This window comes from Bacillus sp. UNC438CL73TsuS30 (genome assembly GCF_000482325.1).
In the GTDB taxonomy this organism is placed as follows: Bacteria; Bacillota; Bacilli; order Bacillales; family Cytobacillaceae; genus Neobacillus.
In genome coordinates this window covers 1-16,707 of sequence record NZ_AXVA01000028.1, presented here as the reverse complement: position 1 = coordinate 16,707, position 16,707 = coordinate 1, and the positions used below count along the sequence as shown (strand labels likewise).

Below are 16,707 nucleotides of genomic sequence, written 5' to 3'. Positions count from 1 at the left end.
CGCCTACAAGACATGAAGTTTTCTAGGGGAGGGAACTTCTTTATAATTTCACAATAGAAGGGAATTTTGCGAATGAGGAAATGGATTGCATTGCTGACCATCCTGCCTGCAATTGGAGCTTTAACGGTTGTTAATAAGGTTGAACCGTATGTTTTTGGGTTACCGTTTATTATATTTTGGTCTACTTTATGGCTGATTCTCACATCTGCCTGTCTGATTGTTTGTAATGCCATAATTGATCGAAAGGAGCAAAACAAATGAACAGCTCCATTCTCATTATTGGTTTCACGTTGTTATTAGCGATTTACCTCGGAATTAAAGCACGAAAAGGGCGCGACATGAAGCTCGAACAGTGGGCCGTGGCCGAGAGGAATTTCGGTTCAATGATTATGTTTGTTCTAATGGCCGGAGAAATGTTTTCTACATTCACTTTCTTAGGTGCAAGCGGCGGAGCCTACCGCATGGGAGGTCCCACTATCTATGTTTTTTGTGCCATAACCTATGTCATTCCTTTTTGGATCCTGCCTCCAATTTGGCGCTACGCTAAAAAGCACAATCTCATTACTCAATCTGACTTTTTCGCTAAAAAATACCAAAGTAAGAATTTAGGGTTACTCGTTGCGATGATCGGCGTGATTTCGATGATTCCTTACATCGTTTTACAATTAAAAGGCTTTCAGATTATCGTTTCTGAGGCTTCTTACGGGGCAATTCCTCCAAAAATTGCCGTTTGGGTGGGTCTTATTGCAGTAACAATTTTTGTTTATATCTCTGGTATTCACGGATCAGCGTGGACAGCGGTGTTAAAAGATATTCTAATGCTTACTGTTGTCTTATTTTTGGGGTTTTATCTGCCATTTCATTACTATGGAGGAATCCAGCCAATGTTCGAAACTTTGGATAAAGCTAAACCTGGATTCCTGTTAATGCCTGATAAAGGATTGAGTATTTCTTGGTATGTTTCAATCTGTCTGACAATTGCATTAGGTCAATATATGTGGCCCCACTGCTTTGGTGCTAGCTTATCTTCGAAGAGTGAAGCAGCATTAAGGAAAAATACAGCTTTTTTGCCTTTGTATCAAATCGTTCTTGTCTTTATTCTTTTTATTGGTTTTACAGCGGTTCTGCAAATTCCAGGTCTGGAAGGGACAGCTTCAGATTTGTCCTTGTTTAAAATTGCAAAAGCTGCGCTTCCGCCTTGGTTTGTGGGTGTAATTGGAGCAGCCGGATTACTTGCAGCTCTCATCCCGTGTTCCTTACTTATCCTAACGGCATCAACGCTTCTTTCAAAAAATATTTATAAACATTTTAAACCGAATACATCTGAGCAAAAGCTTGCAAAATTAACACGTATTTTTGTTCCAGTCCTTGCTTTAATTTCTTTGGTTTTTACATTCTATGGCGGCAACACGATGATTGCATTGTTGACGATGGCCTATAGCTTTGTTCTACAGTTATTCCCGCCACTTGCTTTCAGCTTTATGAAGAAAAATCCGGTCAGTAAGGTTGGCGCTGCCATAGGAATGATTGTTGGGGTGGCAATTGTCGCTTACCAAACGATTCAAGGCACAACAATGGCTACGATGTTCCCAAGTGCGCCACACTTCATTCAGGATTTAGACATTGGGGTCGTTGCGATTATAGTCAATACGGTTGTTATGCTAGCAGTCAGCCTTTTTACCAAAAAGGTTGCTTATATCCAGGAAGAGCCTTTCAGCAAAGTGAGTAACCTATAGGGAAAGTGTGGCGATCCCATGTAGTCTGGTGACTCATGGGATCGTATTTTTTGAGGGTGAATTTAGGAAAGAAAATGAGGTCTTTAAAAATGAAACCAATTCAGATTCTAGTTGAAAAAAATGTCCCATGTGAAATGAGAGATGGCGTAATCCTCTATGCAGATATTTATCGTCCAAATGAGGAAGGGGCCTTTCCGGTTCTGTTAACAAGGCTTCCATATAGTAAGGATTTACCCCATTATTCACATCGTTACTTAGATACAAACCGCCTTGTAGAGAATGGCTTTGTAGTAATTATTCAAGATGTGAGAGGGCGGTTTCAATCGGAAGGGGAATTCCAATCTTTTAGACAGGAAGCGAATGATGGGTATGATACGGTGGAATGGGCAGCATCTCTGCCATTTTCTACTGGAAAGGTTGGCATGTTTGGCATGTCCTATTATGGATATACCCAGCTGATGGCAGCAACAAAGAGGCCGCCACACTTAGCTGCTATTTTTCCTGCTATGACGTTGAATGACCAAAGAAATGGTGCTTCCTACCGAAACGGCGTTTACCAGCCGGGATTTACGGAAACTTGGACGCTTGAATCCATTGCACCTGATTTACTTATGCGAAAGTATGGAGAGCCAAAAAAAAGAGCAGATGCATTAAGAAGTCTTGCGGATCAGCTTAATAAATTGGACGAACTATACCAGTTTGCCCCGGTGAATCAATGGTTACCCTTAAAGGAACTTAAGGTTGCTGAATTTTTTTTCGAAGAGTTGGAACACCCGATTGAAGATGATGATTATTGGAAGGAATCTAGTATTATCGATAAGTATGAAGACTTGCAGATTCCAGCCTATCATTTAGGTGGCTGGTATGATTGCTTTATTGGCCCGACCTTAACCAATTACTCAGAGATGACCAAAACGGGAAAACACCAAAAACTGATTGTCGGACCATGGGGGCATGGATATTTTGCTTCTATTCAAGGCGAATGCTCCTTCGGTGTGCACGCTTCAGGTGATTGGATAGATTTAGGTGGGAATATCACAGACCTCCATATTCGCTGGTTTAATCATTGGTTAAAGGGAATCGATATTGGTTTGGAAGCTGAACCGCCGGTTAAAATTTTTGTCATGGGCATCAATGAATGGCGGGACGAATGGGAATGGCCGCTTGCACGAACCCAATATACCAATTTCTATTTGCATAGTAGCGGAAAAGCTAATACGAAAAATGGTGATGGAGAGCTTTCGCTGATGTGCCCTGTGGATGAAGCCTTTGATTCCTATTTATACGACCCCAAAAACCCTGTACCAACAAAAGGTGGAAGTACCCTATTTGCCGGTCCGCTGACAATGGGGCCGTTTGATCAACGTGAAATAGAAGAACGAGAAGATGTGCTTGTTTATTCAACTGAGCCATTAACTGAAGCAATAGAAGTGACAGGCCAGGTAAAGGTGAAACTGTGGGCTTCTACTGATGCAAAGGATACGGATTTTACTGCTAAACTCGTCGATACGGCTCCCGATGGAAAGGCTTTAATTTTAACGGAGGGAATTGTTAACGCAAAATACCGGAATGGCTTTCAGCCTGAGAAAGAATTGACGGGGGGAGTGGTGGAGTATGAAATCGATCTTTGGGCTACAAGCAATGTATTTCTCCAAGGGCATCGAATCACACTTGAAATTTCTTCCAGCAGCTCTCCGCATTATTTACCAAATCCAAATACAGGAAAGTCATTAGTTGAGAGCAAACAGACAAGAACTGCCAAGCAAACCATTTTTCATAATGAACAATATCCTTCCAAGCTAATACTACCAGTTGTTCCGGTAGATAAATAATAATCAAGCAAAGCTGCTTCCTTGTAAGCAGCTTTTTGCATTATTTGTAAGTTTTTACAGGATTTATTCAGCATTTATAGAATAAATATGGATGATGCAATCATGTGGTGTATGTAGAAAATAGAGGAGGATTTAAAATGTCCCTTGAAAATATGAATCCAACGATTGAAAGAATACTTGAGAATATTGAAAAAGTGATGATCGGAAAGCGAAACGTCGCAGAACTTAGCCTTGTTTCCCTATTAGCTGGAGGTCATGTCCTTTTAGAAGATGTACCAGGTGTCGGGAAGACGATGATGGTGCGGGCGCTTGCCAAATCTGTAGACGCCAAGTTCCGCAGAATACAATTCACCCCTGATTTATTACCGTCAGATGTTACGGGAATCTCGATTTACAATCCAAAAGAAATGGAATTTCAATTCCGTCCCGGTCCGTTAATGGGAAATATTATCCTTGCAGATGAAATTAACCGGACATCACCGAAAACCCAATCTGCCCTTTTAGAAGGGATGGAGGAAGCAAGTATAACGATTGATGGTGTGACCCATAAGCTCGAAAAGCCGTTTTTTGTAATGGCAACACAGAATCCAATTGAATATGAAGGAACCTACCCGCTTCCGGAGGCACAGCTTGACCGCTTTTTGCTAAAAATGAAAATGGGCTATCCTGACTTGGGGGAGGAAATAGAAGTATTAAACCGGGCCCAAAAAGTTCCGCCGATTGATGAACTAGAATCGGTAATTGACCTCGCAGGTCTGCTTTTATTGCAACAGGAAATTAAAGAGGTGTTTGTCGATGATACGATGAAGCGGTATATTGTCGAAGTGGTCAGTCGAACAAGGGGCCATGGCAGTGTTTATCTGGGTGCAAGTCCAAGGGGATCAATTGCCTTAATGAAAGTTGCTCAGGCGTATGCCTTTATGTACGGGCGTGACTTTGTTCTTCCGGATGATATTCAATATTTAGCCCCATACGTCTTATCCCATCGAATTATTTTAAAATCTGAAGCCAAATTCGAAGGGATTTCCGCAGAAGAAGTTATTAGCGGGATCGTTGGCAGAGTTCCAGTTCCGGTTCAAAGGCTTGTGAAATAAATGAAGAAAATAGCCACTTTTTTAAAAAAGGTTTGGAAGTTTACGGTTTTATTTTTCTTGATTCTCTTAACCTTTTCTTACGCAATGTTTCAAGGAGGTTTTGTCAGCTGGTTTTTATTTTACAGCTTTTTGCCGTTTGGCTTCTATTGCTTGGCCTTATCCTTTTATTCCTTAAAGGACATGACAGTAATTAGAGAAATTCCAAAATCTGATTACATTGCCGGTGAACCATTAAAGGTTAAAATCACCCTCCGAAGGGGATCGTCTTTTCCGTTGTTCTACCTGATGGCTGATGACCAACTAAGAGAAAATTTTTCACCTTTGAAAATAAACCAAAACGCACTTCTCATTGCCGGAATGAAGAAAGAGCTTTCCTATGAATACATCATTGATGAACTGCCGAGAGGTGAGCATCTTTTTCAATCGATTAAAGTAAGAATCGGCGATCCGCTTGGTTTAATCGAGAAGGAAAAGGTCTTTACAGTTGAAAATAAAATCATCGTTTACCCTCCCTATTCAGAGCTTCTGTACCGTCCGTTTGAAAACCACTATGATCAAGGGATGACTGCTTCAAGGGAGCGGGTACAGCGCGATACATCGATGGCAATTGGAGTAAGGGACTACCAGCCGGGGGACCGGTTTTCCTGGATTAACTGGAAGGCATCCGCCAAACGGAATGAAATCATGACAAAGGAATTTGAGCAGCGGCTATCGCATGATGTGTTTGTTGTTATGGATTGTGTGCCGGACCCACGCTTTGAGGCGATTGTTTCCTTTACTGCTTCACTTTTAAGGGCGGTTTTAAAAAAAGGAGCACAAACAGGTCTGTTAACAATTAGTCAGGAAAGAGCCTCTTTTCCCATTCGAGGGGGAGAACTGCATCTCCAACAGCTTTTTTATCACCTCGCAAAAATTGAAGCCAAAAGCGTTTCACCTTTGGAAAAAGTGTTAGAAATGGATGGGTTATTTATTCAGCAAACGCTATCGTTTATGGTGGTAACCGCAAAATTGAACAAACCGCTTATTGAAAAGGCAAGTTTTCTCGGTCGAAGAAAGGGTTCAACCACCATTTTTCTCATCAAAGCTGAAAAAGAATCGCCAACTGAAAATGAACGGTCACTCATCGCGATTGCAAATGCTCGCGGGGTTCGGATTATTATGATCCATGAAGGGAACTTCAGCCAAGCTTTCTCGGAGGTGAGTTTCCGTTGAAAAATCAGGGAATTTCAACACTTTTATTATTTGCATTGGGTTTTTTTCTTTTGTGGGAGTGGCTTCGGCCAATTGAACAATTAACCGATACGAGCCATATTTGGATCTTTATAGTGTTCTTACTATTATCCATTGTGATGTCATTTTATCGAATAAAATGGACCTTGTCGTTTTTGATTAAAGCGCTCTATGTGCTATTTTCAATCAATCAACTTTATTACCAGGAAGGGTTTTTCGACCTTGACTGGCTGGCGGCGTTTTTGGCTGATTTGAAAAATAACACTGCCTTGCTTTTTGCAAGAGATTGGAATAACTTATCAGACGAATTCCGTTCCTTCTTGTTTTTTATTCTATTGTGGTTTATGGCGTATTTACTCCATTATTGGCTGTTAAAACGTCAAAGAATTTTTATCTTTTTCTTCATGACGTTAATCTACATTACTGTTTTGGATACCTTTACACCCTACAGTGCAAATACAGCGATCGTCCGAACGGTTGTTGTCGGGTTTACTATAATGGGAATGCTCACTTTTTACCGAGTGATAGCAAAAGAAAAAATCAATAAAAAATATGCTACGCCAAGAAAATGGATGATACCCCTTGCCGGGATGATTGCCTTTAGTGTCGTTGTTGGGATTGCCGCACCAAAGGCTGCTCCAATCTGGCCTGACCCTGTTCCGTATTTAAAAGGTGACAAGAAATACCACAGTGATGATAAAAGTGGGGGAATCCAAAGGATTGGCTATGGAACGAATGATGCCCAACTGGGGGGCCCCTTTTTGGGCGATAATAAAACTGTTTTTCGCATAGAAGCAAATGGGAAGAATTATTGGAAAGTAGAGACCAAGGATACTTATACCGGAAAAGGCTGGGTGTTATCACCAGGATCTGAAATCATTCCGTTTAGCGAAGGGGATTTTGTACCCGTATATCCATTGGGTAAGACTGTAAAAACGGAAAAAGAACAGGCGAGAGTATTCCCTGTACAGGATTACCAATACCCTCATGTGATCTATCCTGCAGGAATTAGGAAAATCTTAAATTTCTATCCTAATCTTGGGGACGGAGTTTCGTTTAATATCGATACAACAATGGAACGAATTATTGCGGTTACTAGTTTTGATCAACCGATTGTACCGAATCTTTATACAATTGTGTATGACATTCCAAAATATCGGGCAAATGACTTAAGGAAAACAAAGAAGTTTGACCCTAAAGTGATGGATCCTATTTTGTACAAAAAATATACGCAGCTGCCTGAGGAGCTTCCTCAAAGGGTTACACAATTAGCCAAGAAGATTACCTCGAAGGAAACCAATTGGTTTGACAAGGCAAAAGCGGTGGAGAAATATTTTAGTCGTATGGAATACACCTATGAACAAAAGGATGTCGCTCTTCCAGGGCCGGATGATGATTATGTCGACCAATTTTTGTTTGAGACGAAAAAAGGCTATTGCGATAATTTTTCTACCTCTATGGCAGTGATGATGCGGACGCTAGGAATTCCAACACGCTGGGTAAAAGGGTACACAGGCGGAGAATTTTTGCAATATAGCAAGCAGGATCCTTCTAAACAGATTTACGAAATTACCAATAATAATGCCCATTCATGGGTAGAGGTTTATTTACCAAACCAAGGCTGGGTGCCGTTTGAACCGACGAAGGGTTTTTCAAATGATGTTTCAATCAGCTATTTAAATGGCTCAACTATCTCAAGCACTACCTCAACAACGGAAGTACCTGCAATGAAACCGGTAAAGAAACCGCTGGGTGAAGAGGAACATGGGAAGAGTTCTGAAAAGTTCACAGACCAAAAAGGCCTGCTAAAGAACGTAAATGTATTAATCAAAAGCTACTGGAAGCCGCTAATGCTTATCCTGTTGGTTGCCTTAGGAGTTTCAGGGATTCTTTATCGAATTCGCGGAAAATGGTATCCATATCTTTTGCTCCTAAAATTTCGTTTTAGGAAAAGGGATGAAAATATTGGTTATGCCTACTTAATTTTATTAAACCAGCTTGAGAGATACGGGATTACCCGTAAGGAAAATCAAACCTTAAGGAATTATGCCCGCTATGTTGACTCATTTTTTTCAACCAGTGAAATGACCCGTTTGACCTCAAGATATGAACAGTATCTCTATCATAATCAGCTGCCTGAGGGAAGTTGGAAGGAAGCCTGTGAATTGTGGGAAAATTTAATTAAAAAGACAATCGCTTGAACAAAAAACGACAAATTGCTACAATAAGTTTTAATTCAATAAGGTTCGTTTTACGTTACCTTCATATATCCTCGATGATAGGGTTCGAGAGTCTCTACCGGGCTGCCGTAAATGGCCCGACTATGAAGGCAGAAAGTTTTTTGAGCGATTTTGCGAGAAAACTAGAATTCTGCCTTCCTATTTTTTTTTGGGTTGGAGAAAGCTAGTTTTCTTTTTTTATTTATTTTTTTCATTTGTAGTAAAAACTAATTAAAATTGCATGAAATTAAAAAAGAGGTGGCCGCATTGTCAGGTAAACAGGATATGATAGTTGTTTTAGATTTTGGAAGCCAGTATAACCAGCTTATTACCCGCCGAATTCGTGAATTTGGTGTGTATAGTGAGCTGCATCCCCACACAATTACCGTAGAAGAGATCAAAAAATTGAATCCAAAAGGGATTATTTTCTCGGGTGGTCCGAACAGTGTTTATGATGAAAATTCCTTCCGTTGTGATGAAGGGATTTTTGAAATGGGTCTGCCAATTCTGGGGATTTGTTATGGGATGCAATTAATGACCGTTCATTTTGACGGCAAAGTCGAAAAAGCAAAGCAGCGTGAATATGGAAAAGCAACCATGACCATACAAAATCAATCTGCTTTATTTAAGGATCTTCCAAATGAACAGGTGGTTTGGATGAGTCATGGTGATTTGGTTGTTGAAGCACCTGCAGGGTTTACAATAGACGGAACGAATCCACACTGTCCGATTGCAGCTATGAGTGATGAGGCAAGAAAGCTTTACGCAGTACAATTCCATCCGGAAGTCCGCCATTCTGTTTATGGAAATGACCTTCTGAAGAATTTTGTTTTCAATGTTTGTGATTGCAGCGGCGATTGGTCGATGGAAAACTTTATCGAAATGGAAATGGAGAAAATCCGTCAGACTGTCGGTGACAAAAAAGTCCTATGTGCTCTTAGCGGCGGTGTAGACTCATCTGTTGTGGCTGTACTAATCCATAAAGCGATTGGCGACCAGTTAACATGTATTTTCGTTGATCACGGTTTACTTCGTAAAAACGAAGCAGAAAGTGTTATGAAAACTTTCTCCGAAGGTTTCCATATGAATGTTATCAAGGTTGATGCAAAGGATCGCTTCCTTTCCAAATTGGAGGGTGTTTCAGATCCAGAGAAAAAACGTAAAATCATCGGTAACGAATTTATCTATGTATTTGACGATGAAGCAGCGAAGCTTGAAGGAATTGAGTTTTTAGCGCAGGGAACTCTTTATACCGATATTATTGAAAGTGGTACGGCAACGGCGCAAACGATTAAATCCCACCATAATGTCGGTGGTCTGCCTGAAGACATGCAGTTTACATTAATTGAGCCATTAAATACCCTTTTTAAAGATGAGGTCCGTGCTCTTGGAACTGAACTTGGGATTCCGGATGATATTGTTTGGCGCCAGCCATTCCCTGGACCGGGTCTTGGTATTCGGGTACTAGGTGCAATTTCAGATGACAAATTAGAGATTGTACGTGAATCGGATTGGATTTTACGTGAGGAAATTAAAAAGGCGGGCTTAGACCGCGAGATTTGGCAATACTTTACTGTCCTTCCTGACATCCGCAGTGTTGGGGTAATGGGTGATACCAGAACGTATGATTACACGATTGGTATTCGTGCTGTTACCTCGATCGATGGGATGACATCCGATTGGGCGCGGATTCCATGGGATGTACTTGAAGTTATTTCAACCCGAATTGTCAATGAGGTTGCCCATGTAAACCGGGTGGTCTATGATATTACCAGCAAGCCGCCGGCTACAATTGAGTGGGAATAAGGTGAAACTTTAATCAGTGGGGGATTCCCCACTGATTTTTTAGTTGTACAAATCGGATAATAGAATAAATGTTGGAAAATACGAATGTTTTTATTTTTAAAATAAAAAACGTTCGTATTTTTTGTTGACAGAAAACCTAACCCTTGATATGATACTAACGTACTAAATATTTGTCATATTGTGTCGTATAATCTTGGGGATATGGCCCAGAAGTTTCTACCGAGCTACCGTAAATAGCTTGACTACGAGGCGAGTTTTTAATAGGGGATTTTTGTCCTTTTGTTATTTACATATGCCTATAGTCAACGCTTCGGTGGATACCGAAGCGTTTTTTGGTGATTTTATTAGATAAAGGATTAATTAGGGGGTAAAAGGGTTGAAAAACTATTTTGAGTTTGCAAAGTTTGGTACCAGTTATCGTCAAGAATTCATGGGCGGTATGACTACTTTTTTAGCGATGGCTTATATTTTAGTGGTAAACCCACTAACTTTATCTTTAGCAAGTATTAAAGGGTTCCCGGATGCTTTGAGAATGGATTATGGAGCGGTATTTGTGGCAACGGCTATTGCTTCTGCTATCGGTTCTATTGTCATGGGACTCCTTGGAAAATACCCGCTTGCGCTTGCACCGGGGATGGGTTTAAATGCATTCTTTGCTTATACAGTAGTATTGGGTGATAAAATTCCTTGGCAACATGCGTTAGGTGCGGTATTAATTTCTGGTGTGTTCTTCTTTGTTTTGACACTGACTGGTCTTCGTGAAAAAATTATTAATGCAATTCCAATCGATTTAAAACATGCCGTTGGGGCAGGTATTGGTTTGTTTATCACTTTTATTGGACTTCAGGAATCAGGAATTATCGTGAAAAACGATGCAACTCTTGTGGGGTTAGGCAACCTGTCAAACGGGAATACTTTGCTTACGATTTTTGGTATCTTAGTTACGGTTATCATGATGACCAGAGGAATAAAAGGAGCCGTATTCTTTGGAATGATCATCACGGCGATTGTGGGAATGATTTTTAACTTAATTGATGTTCCTCATCAAGTTGTTGGAAAAGTACCGAGTTTAGACCCAACATTTGGTGCTGTATTTTCATCCTTTAGTGACAGTTCTTTCTGGTCAACGAGTATGGTGGGAATTATCCTGACATTCTTGTTTGTTGATTTCTTTGATAACGCAGGAACGCTTGTTGCCGTTGCAAACCAGGCGGGCTTAATGAAAGATAACAAGCTTCCGAATGCAGGGAAAGCGTTACTTTCTGATTCAATTGCGACCATGGCCGGTGCTGTAATGGGTACCTCAACCACAACATCTTTTGTTGAGTCCACAGCTGGAGTCGCAACAGGAGCAAGAACGGGATTTGCATCGTTGGTAACAGCCGGTTTCTTTATTTTATCACTTTTCTTTTTCCCATTATTGTCGGTTATTACATCTCCTGTAACTGCACCTGCGCTGATTATTGTTGGAGTGTTAATGGTTACCTCTATTGGGGAAATTGATTGGAAAAAATTTGAAATTGCAGTACCAGCATTCCTAACAATGATTGCGATGCCGCTATCGTATAGTATTGCGACTGGTATCGCGATTGGGTTTATTTTTTACCCAATTACTATGATTGTAAAGGGTAGAATTAAAGAAGTTAATCCAATCATGTACTTCTTCTTCGCAATCTTTCTTGTGTATTTTATTTTAAGATAAGTGCTAAAAAGAACCTCAGTAATATTTCTGAGGTTCTTTTTGTCGACTTTGTCATGATTTCCGTGGAAATAGTCGAAAATTGCCGTTGACTTCCTGTATTCTCTCTTTTACGATGATGGTACTAAGGAAAAGGGAAATGGGGAAAAGGGTATGGCAAAATTATTGATTGATAAAGTGTTAAATAACAATGTTTTAATCGCTAAACACCCTTCCTATGAAGAAGTTGTCTTAATTGGAAAAGGTATTGGTTTCAATCGGAAACAAGGGGATTTTATTGAGACTGATACAGTTGAAAAGCTTTTTGTTTTAAAAAATGAAAAGGAACAAGAAAGTTATATTAAGCTGCTTCCTTTTATTGATAATGAATTTCTTGAAGTGATTATTTCTGCTATAGATCTGATCAAGCAAAGAACAAATTCGCAGCTCAATGAACATATCCACGTTGCTTTAACGGATCATTTAATGTTTGCGATTACAAGGGCATCACAAGGGATGGAAATGTCCAACCCGTTTTTAGTGGAAACAAAAGCGTTGTATCGGCATGAGTACGAAGTGGCGGCAGAAGTCGTCCAATATATTCGAGAGAAAACGGGAATAAACCTCCCCGACGGTGAGATTGGTTTTATTGCACTGCATATTCATAGTGCGATTACAAATAAAAACCTCTCCGATGTGAACCGACATTCTCAGCTTATAAGCAGGCTGGTTGAAATGGTCGAAGAACAGCTTGATATTGAAATTGATAAAGAAAGCGTTGATTATATGCGCCTTGTTCGTCATCTCCGATTTGCGATTGAAAGAGTGCAGAAAGGGGAGAGGGTAGAGGAACCAGAAAGAATTGCTTCCCTATTGAAAGAAGAATATCCAGTATGCTATAATCTTTCCTGGAAGCTCATTAAGGTAATGCAGCAAACATTAAGGTTGACAGTCTATGATGCAGAAGCAGTCTATTTAACGATGCATTTGCAAAGGCTTCAAAAGAAAATTAAATAGCCATTATTTTTTACGTGTTACTGATTCGATCAGGCATGAGTGAAAAGTATTCATTGAAATAAAGTGTAGAGGGCATTCTATACCCATACCTTTATTCAATTTACTTTTACTCATGCCTTTTTTTGTTGGTTTTATAGCATAAATGAAAACGCTTAATGAGCTAAATTTAAAATATTGGGGGTTATATCATGTTTAAAAATGCCTTTGGCGTCTTGCAAAAAGTCGGTAAAGCATTAATGCTGCCGGTTGCAATTTTGCCGGCTGCTGGGATTTTACTTGCGATTGGTAATGCACTTCAAAACCCAACCTTATTAGATCTTGCACCATTTTTAGACAACCATGGTATAGCAATGGTTGCTAAAGTTATGGAACAAGCAGGAAGTGTTATTTTTGGTAACCTTGCTCTGTTATTTGCAGTCGGGGTTGCAATTGGATTAGCCGGAGGAGACGGTGTTGCGGGTCTCGCGGCAATTGTTGGTTTCCTTATTATGAACGCAACAATGGGTACAGCACTAGGCATTGATGCTGATGCTTTAACGAAACATCCGCAAAGCTATGCATCTGTATTGGGGATTCCAACTCTGCAAACGGGTGTGTTTGGCGGTATTATTGTCGGGATCATTGCAGCTACAATGTACAATAAATTTTTTGAAATTGAACTCCCATCTTATTTAGGATTCTTTGCAGGTAAGCGGTTTGTACCAATTATAACGGCAGCAAGTTCAGTAATTTTAGGATTAATTATGATTGTCATTTGGCCGCCGATTCAATCAGGCTTAAATGCATTCTCAACGAACATGGTAGATGCAAATTTAACGCTTTCTGCCTTTATTTTCGGGGTTATTGAACGTTCTCTGATCCCGTTTGGATTGCATCATATCTTCTATGCGCCCTTCTGGTTTGAATTTGGGAGCTATACAAATAAAGCGGGTCAAATTGTTCATGGTGACCAGCATATTTTCATGGAGCAAATTAAAGATGGTGTAAAACACTTAACGGCAGGTACTTTCACAACTGGTAAATATCCATTTATGATGTTTGGTCTTCCTGCTGCGGCTTTGGCAATTTATCATGAAGCAAAGCCAGAAAAGAAAGCTGTTGTCGGCGGCCTCATGTTTTCTGCTGGTTTAACATCATTTTTAACAGGTATTACAGAACCAATTGAATTCTCATTCTTGTTTGTAGCACCGGTATTATTCGGTATTCACGCCATTTTTGCCGGACTATCCTTTATGACCATGCATCTTTTAAATGTAAAAATCGGAATGACCTTCTCAGGTGGATTGATTGACTATATTTTATTTGGGCTTATTAATCCGCAAACACATGCATGGATAGTTATTCCGGTAGGTCTTGTCTTTGCAGTTATTTACTACTTTGGATTCCGTTTTGCAATTCGTAAATTTGACCTCAAAACTCCAGGTCGTGAATTAGAGGAAGAAGAGGATGAGGCTCCAACAGGAAAAACTAGGTCAGGTGATCTTGCATCAAATATTTTGGATGCAATGGGTGGACAGAAAAACATTGCTCATTTAGATGCGTGTATTACTCGCCTACGTGTATCAGTAAATGATATTAAAGAAGTAGACAAAAACCAATTGAAAAAATTAGGTGCTGCAGGTGTTCTTGAGGTAGGTAATAACATCCAAGCCATCTTTGGACCGCGTTCTGAAACCATTAAAGGACAAATGAAAGATATTATGGAAGGAAAACGTCCAAGAGTTGCAGCGCCGTCAAAAGAAACCAAGCTTCAAGCTGTTCCGGCTGGAAACACTAATAAAGAAATCATTGTTGCTCCATTAAAAGGAGAAATCAAACCGATCACTGAAGTTCCAGACCAAGTCTTTGCTGGAAAAATGATGGGGGACGGTTTTGCGATTGTTCCTTCGGAGGGAACGGTTGTATCACCTGTTGATGGAAAGATTGTTAACTTATTTCCAACGAAACATGCTATTGGAATCTTATCCGATAGCGGTCGTGAAATTCTTATTCACGTGGGAATCGACACTGTTAATTTGAAGGGTCAAGGGTTTGAAACATTAGTGTCTGAAAACGACCGTATTGTAAAAGGACAGCCATTACTAAAGGTTGATTTGGATTATGTAAAAGAGCATGCGACTTCTACGATTACTCCAATTGTTTTCACCAACTTAGCAGAAGGTGAAAAAGTCGTGCTTGAAAAACAAGGCCAGGTAGATTTGAAACAAGCAGATATCGTAAGAATTAAAAAATAAGCAGTTTGCAGAGCCGACCTTCTAAATGGGGTCGGCTTTTGTGTTTTATAAGTATTGAATTTTTGAAATAACGAATTATAAACGTATAATTGATTCAAAAGGCAGATTAGTTGAGAGGCGGCAATCCTGTGCAAATAAAAAAGTCATTCAGGTGGGTAATTAGTGTTATATTTTGTTTTCTGGTTATTACGATAGCGGCATTTAATGTATATGGTAACACCCAGTCGGGATTGCAAGGTAACCTCAATAACAGGCTCGAAGTGTTTATGGATAAAAAGGCTTTAGATAGTCAATTTAATGGTGTCGTGTTAGTTGCCAAGGATGGAAAGGCAGTATTTAAAAAAGGCTATGGATTTGCCAATAAAGAAACCGGATTACCTAATCAACTAAACACCCAATTTCGTATCGCATCGCTTACAAAATCCTTTACAGCGGTATCTATTCTTCAACTTGAAATGAACGGGAAATTGAAAACTTCTGATCCTATATCTAAATATATCGATCATTTTCCGGATGGAGATAAAATTACCATTCAAAATTTGCTGACCCACAGCTCGGGGGTTGCTGACCATTCTAAACTTACAGATACAACCAAGCTGATCACGCTGCCTGCTTTTATTAATTTAATGAAGAAACAAGCATTGACTTTTAATCCCGGAACAAAATATATGTATTCTAACACGGGGTATATGATGCTTGCTTACATTGTTGAAAAGGTTTCCGGAAAAAATTATCAGACCTATTTTCAGGACAATATCTTTAAACCTGCTGGCATGGATCATACCTATTTTAAAAAGGCTGATGCAAAGGATTTTGCAATGGGATATAGGAACATGCGGAAAGTGGTTGAGAGGGATGATGAAAGCCAGCTTGCAGGAGCGGGTGATATTATTTCAACAGTCGGAGACATGATGAGATACAATAATGCGATACATGACTTAAAAATCCTTTCACCAAAAGAGATTGAAAAAATGGAGACAGGCTATATCGATACCTCGAAACTGGGTGTTTTTAAATATGGCTACGGTTGGAAAGTAGCAAATAACTTTATAAGTTTTGGAAGACCTATGATTGAGCATAACGGCAGTTTGCCTGGTTTTAAATGTGAAATAGTGGATTTTATTAAAGACAGGGTTACCGTTATCGTCCTGTCTAATAATACCGGAACATGGAATTCAGGAGAATTGGCACGTAAATTGGCTTCAATTTGTTTAGGGACAAAATTTTGGTTTTACCAAAAATATTTTTAAACGAAACAAATAAATAGCGAAAAAAAGGTTCAATAGGATTCTAGTGAATTTTTATTTAAAATAGTGTTGACGTAATTGTAGAAATGATGGTAATATATTTAAGCAGTCGTTAATGACAAGTCAACAATTTAATGATAAAAATGTTATTAAAAAATGTTGACAAAACGTTAATGAGATGATATTATTATAAAGTTGCTTCTGAAAGAGACTTTAGAAGTGAAAACAAGATTGTTCTTTGAAAACTAAACAGACAAAAACGTCAACAAACAATAATAATCATGTTTCTTCTATTATATAGAGAACATGAGCCAACGTAACAAATGAGCTATATCAACTTTCTTGGAGAGTTTGATCCTGGCTCAGGACGAACGCTGGCGGCGTGCCTAATACATGCAAGTCGAGCGAATCAATAGGAGCTTGCTCCTGTTGATTAGCGGCGGACGGGTGAGTAACACGTGGGCAACCTGCCTGTAAGACTGGGATAACTTCGGGAAACCGGAGCTAATACCGGATAATCCTTTTCCTCTCATGAGGAAAAGCTGAAAGTCGGTTTTTAACTGACACTTACAGATGGGCCCGCGGCGCATTAGCTAGTTGGTGAGGTAACGGCT

At 39.7% G+C, this 16,707-nt stretch carries 11 protein-coding genes, 1 rRNA gene and 2 riboswitches; all 12 genes read left to right on the top strand.

The window, feature by feature from the left end; genetic code table 11:
* Positions 1–72: 72 nt before the first annotated feature.
* The gene (locus M028_RS0111065; protein WP_026573968.1) at positions 73–261 is read left to right on the top strand and encodes a DUF3311 domain-containing protein; all 189 of its coding nucleotides are present in this window, start codon (positions 73–75) and stop codon (positions 259–261) included.
* Positions 258–1,736 carry a sodium:solute symporter family protein gene (locus M028_RS0111060; RefSeq protein ID WP_026573967.1) on the top strand — a complete coding sequence of 493 codons (1,479 nt, stop codon included), beginning with the start codon at positions 258–260 and terminating at the stop codon, positions 1,734–1,736. Before M028_RS0111065 ends, M028_RS0111060 begins: the two co-directional genes overlap by 4 nt.
* Before the next feature lie 89 nt (positions 1,737–1,825).
* Positions 1,826–3,568 carry a CocE/NonD family hydrolase gene (locus tag M028_RS0111055; protein WP_026573966.1) on the top strand — a complete coding sequence of 581 codons (1,743 nt, stop codon included), beginning with the start codon at positions 1,826–1,828 and terminating at the stop codon, positions 3,566–3,568.
* A 137-nt stretch (positions 3,569–3,705) separates the two neighbouring features.
* Positions 3,706–4,662, top strand: coding sequence for an AAA family ATPase (locus M028_RS0111050; protein ID WP_026573965.1), 957 nt, complete (start codon positions 3,706–3,708; stop codon positions 4,660–4,662).
* On the top strand, positions 4,663–5,874 hold the full coding sequence (locus M028_RS0111045; protein WP_026573964.1) for a DUF58 domain-containing protein: 1,212 nt from the start codon (positions 4,663–4,665) through the stop codon (positions 5,872–5,874). It abuts the gene before it with no gap.
* Positions 5,871–8,093 (top strand): transglutaminase TgpA family protein, encoded by a 2,223-nt coding sequence (locus M028_RS0111040; RefSeq protein ID WP_026573963.1) that lies wholly within the window; start codon positions 5,871–5,873, stop codon positions 8,091–8,093. Before M028_RS0111045 ends, M028_RS0111040 begins: the two co-directional genes overlap by 4 nt.
* A gap of 41 nt (positions 8,094–8,134) precedes the next feature.
* A riboswitch (purine riboswitch) is annotated at positions 8,135–8,236 on the top strand.
* Between the two features lie 160 nt (positions 8,237–8,396).
* Positions 8,397–9,917, top strand: coding sequence for a glutamine-hydrolyzing GMP synthase (gene guaA / locus M028_RS0111035; RefSeq protein ID WP_155925575.1), 1,521 nt, complete (start codon positions 8,397–8,399; stop codon positions 9,915–9,917).
* 163 nt (positions 9,918–10,080) lie between these two features.
* A riboswitch (purine riboswitch) is annotated at positions 10,081–10,182 on the top strand.
* 111 nt (positions 10,183–10,293) lie between these two features.
* A complete protein-coding gene (locus M028_RS0111030; RefSeq protein ID WP_026573961.1) occupies positions 10,294–11,619 on the top strand; it encodes an NCS2 family permease in 1,326 nt (441 codons plus the stop codon).
* Positions 11,620–11,769: 150 nt separating this feature from the next.
* The gene (gene glcT, locus M028_RS0111025; RefSeq protein WP_026573960.1) at positions 11,770–12,612 is read left to right on the top strand and encodes a glucose PTS transporter transcription antiterminator GlcT; all 843 of its coding nucleotides are present in this window, start codon (positions 11,770–11,772) and stop codon (positions 12,610–12,612) included.
* Between the two features lie 188 nt (positions 12,613–12,800).
* Positions 12,801–14,846 carry a glucose-specific PTS transporter subunit IIBC gene (gene ptsG / locus M028_RS0111020; RefSeq protein WP_026573959.1) on the top strand — a complete coding sequence of 682 codons (2,046 nt, stop codon included), beginning with the start codon at positions 12,801–12,803 and terminating at the stop codon, positions 14,844–14,846.
* Between the two features lie 128 nt (positions 14,847–14,974).
* A complete protein-coding gene (locus tag M028_RS0111015) occupies positions 14,975–16,096 on the top strand; it encodes a serine hydrolase domain-containing protein (RefSeq protein WP_026573958.1) in 1,122 nt (373 codons plus the stop codon).
* 336 nt (positions 16,097–16,432) lie between these two features.
* Positions 16,433–16,707, top strand: a 16S ribosomal RNA gene (locus M028_RS0111010); the annotation flags it as partial.

Coding starts and splice junctions, on each gene's coding strand:
- M028_RS0111065 (WP_026573968.1), top strand. CDS start 73: ATGAGGAAATGGATTGCATTGCTGACCATCCTGCCTGCAATTGGAGCT.
- M028_RS0111060 (WP_026573967.1), top strand. CDS start 258: ATGAACAGCTCCATTCTCATTATTGGTTTCACGTTGTTATTAGCGATT.
- M028_RS0111055 (WP_026573966.1), top strand. CDS start 1,826: ATGAAACCAATTCAGATTCTAGTTGAAAAAAATGTCCCATGTGAAATG.
- M028_RS0111050 (WP_026573965.1), top strand. CDS start 3,706: ATGTCCCTTGAAAATATGAATCCAACGATTGAAAGAATACTTGAGAAT.
- M028_RS0111045 (WP_026573964.1), top strand. CDS start 4,663: ATGAAGAAAATAGCCACTTTTTTAAAAAAGGTTTGGAAGTTTACGGTT.
- guaA (WP_155925575.1), top strand. CDS start 8,397: ATGATAGTTGTTTTAGATTTTGGAAGCCAGTATAACCAGCTTATTACC.
- glcT (WP_026573960.1), top strand. CDS start 11,770: ATGGCAAAATTATTGATTGATAAAGTGTTAAATAACAATGTTTTAATC.
- ptsG (WP_026573959.1), top strand. CDS start 12,801: ATGTTTAAAAATGCCTTTGGCGTCTTGCAAAAAGTCGGTAAAGCATTA.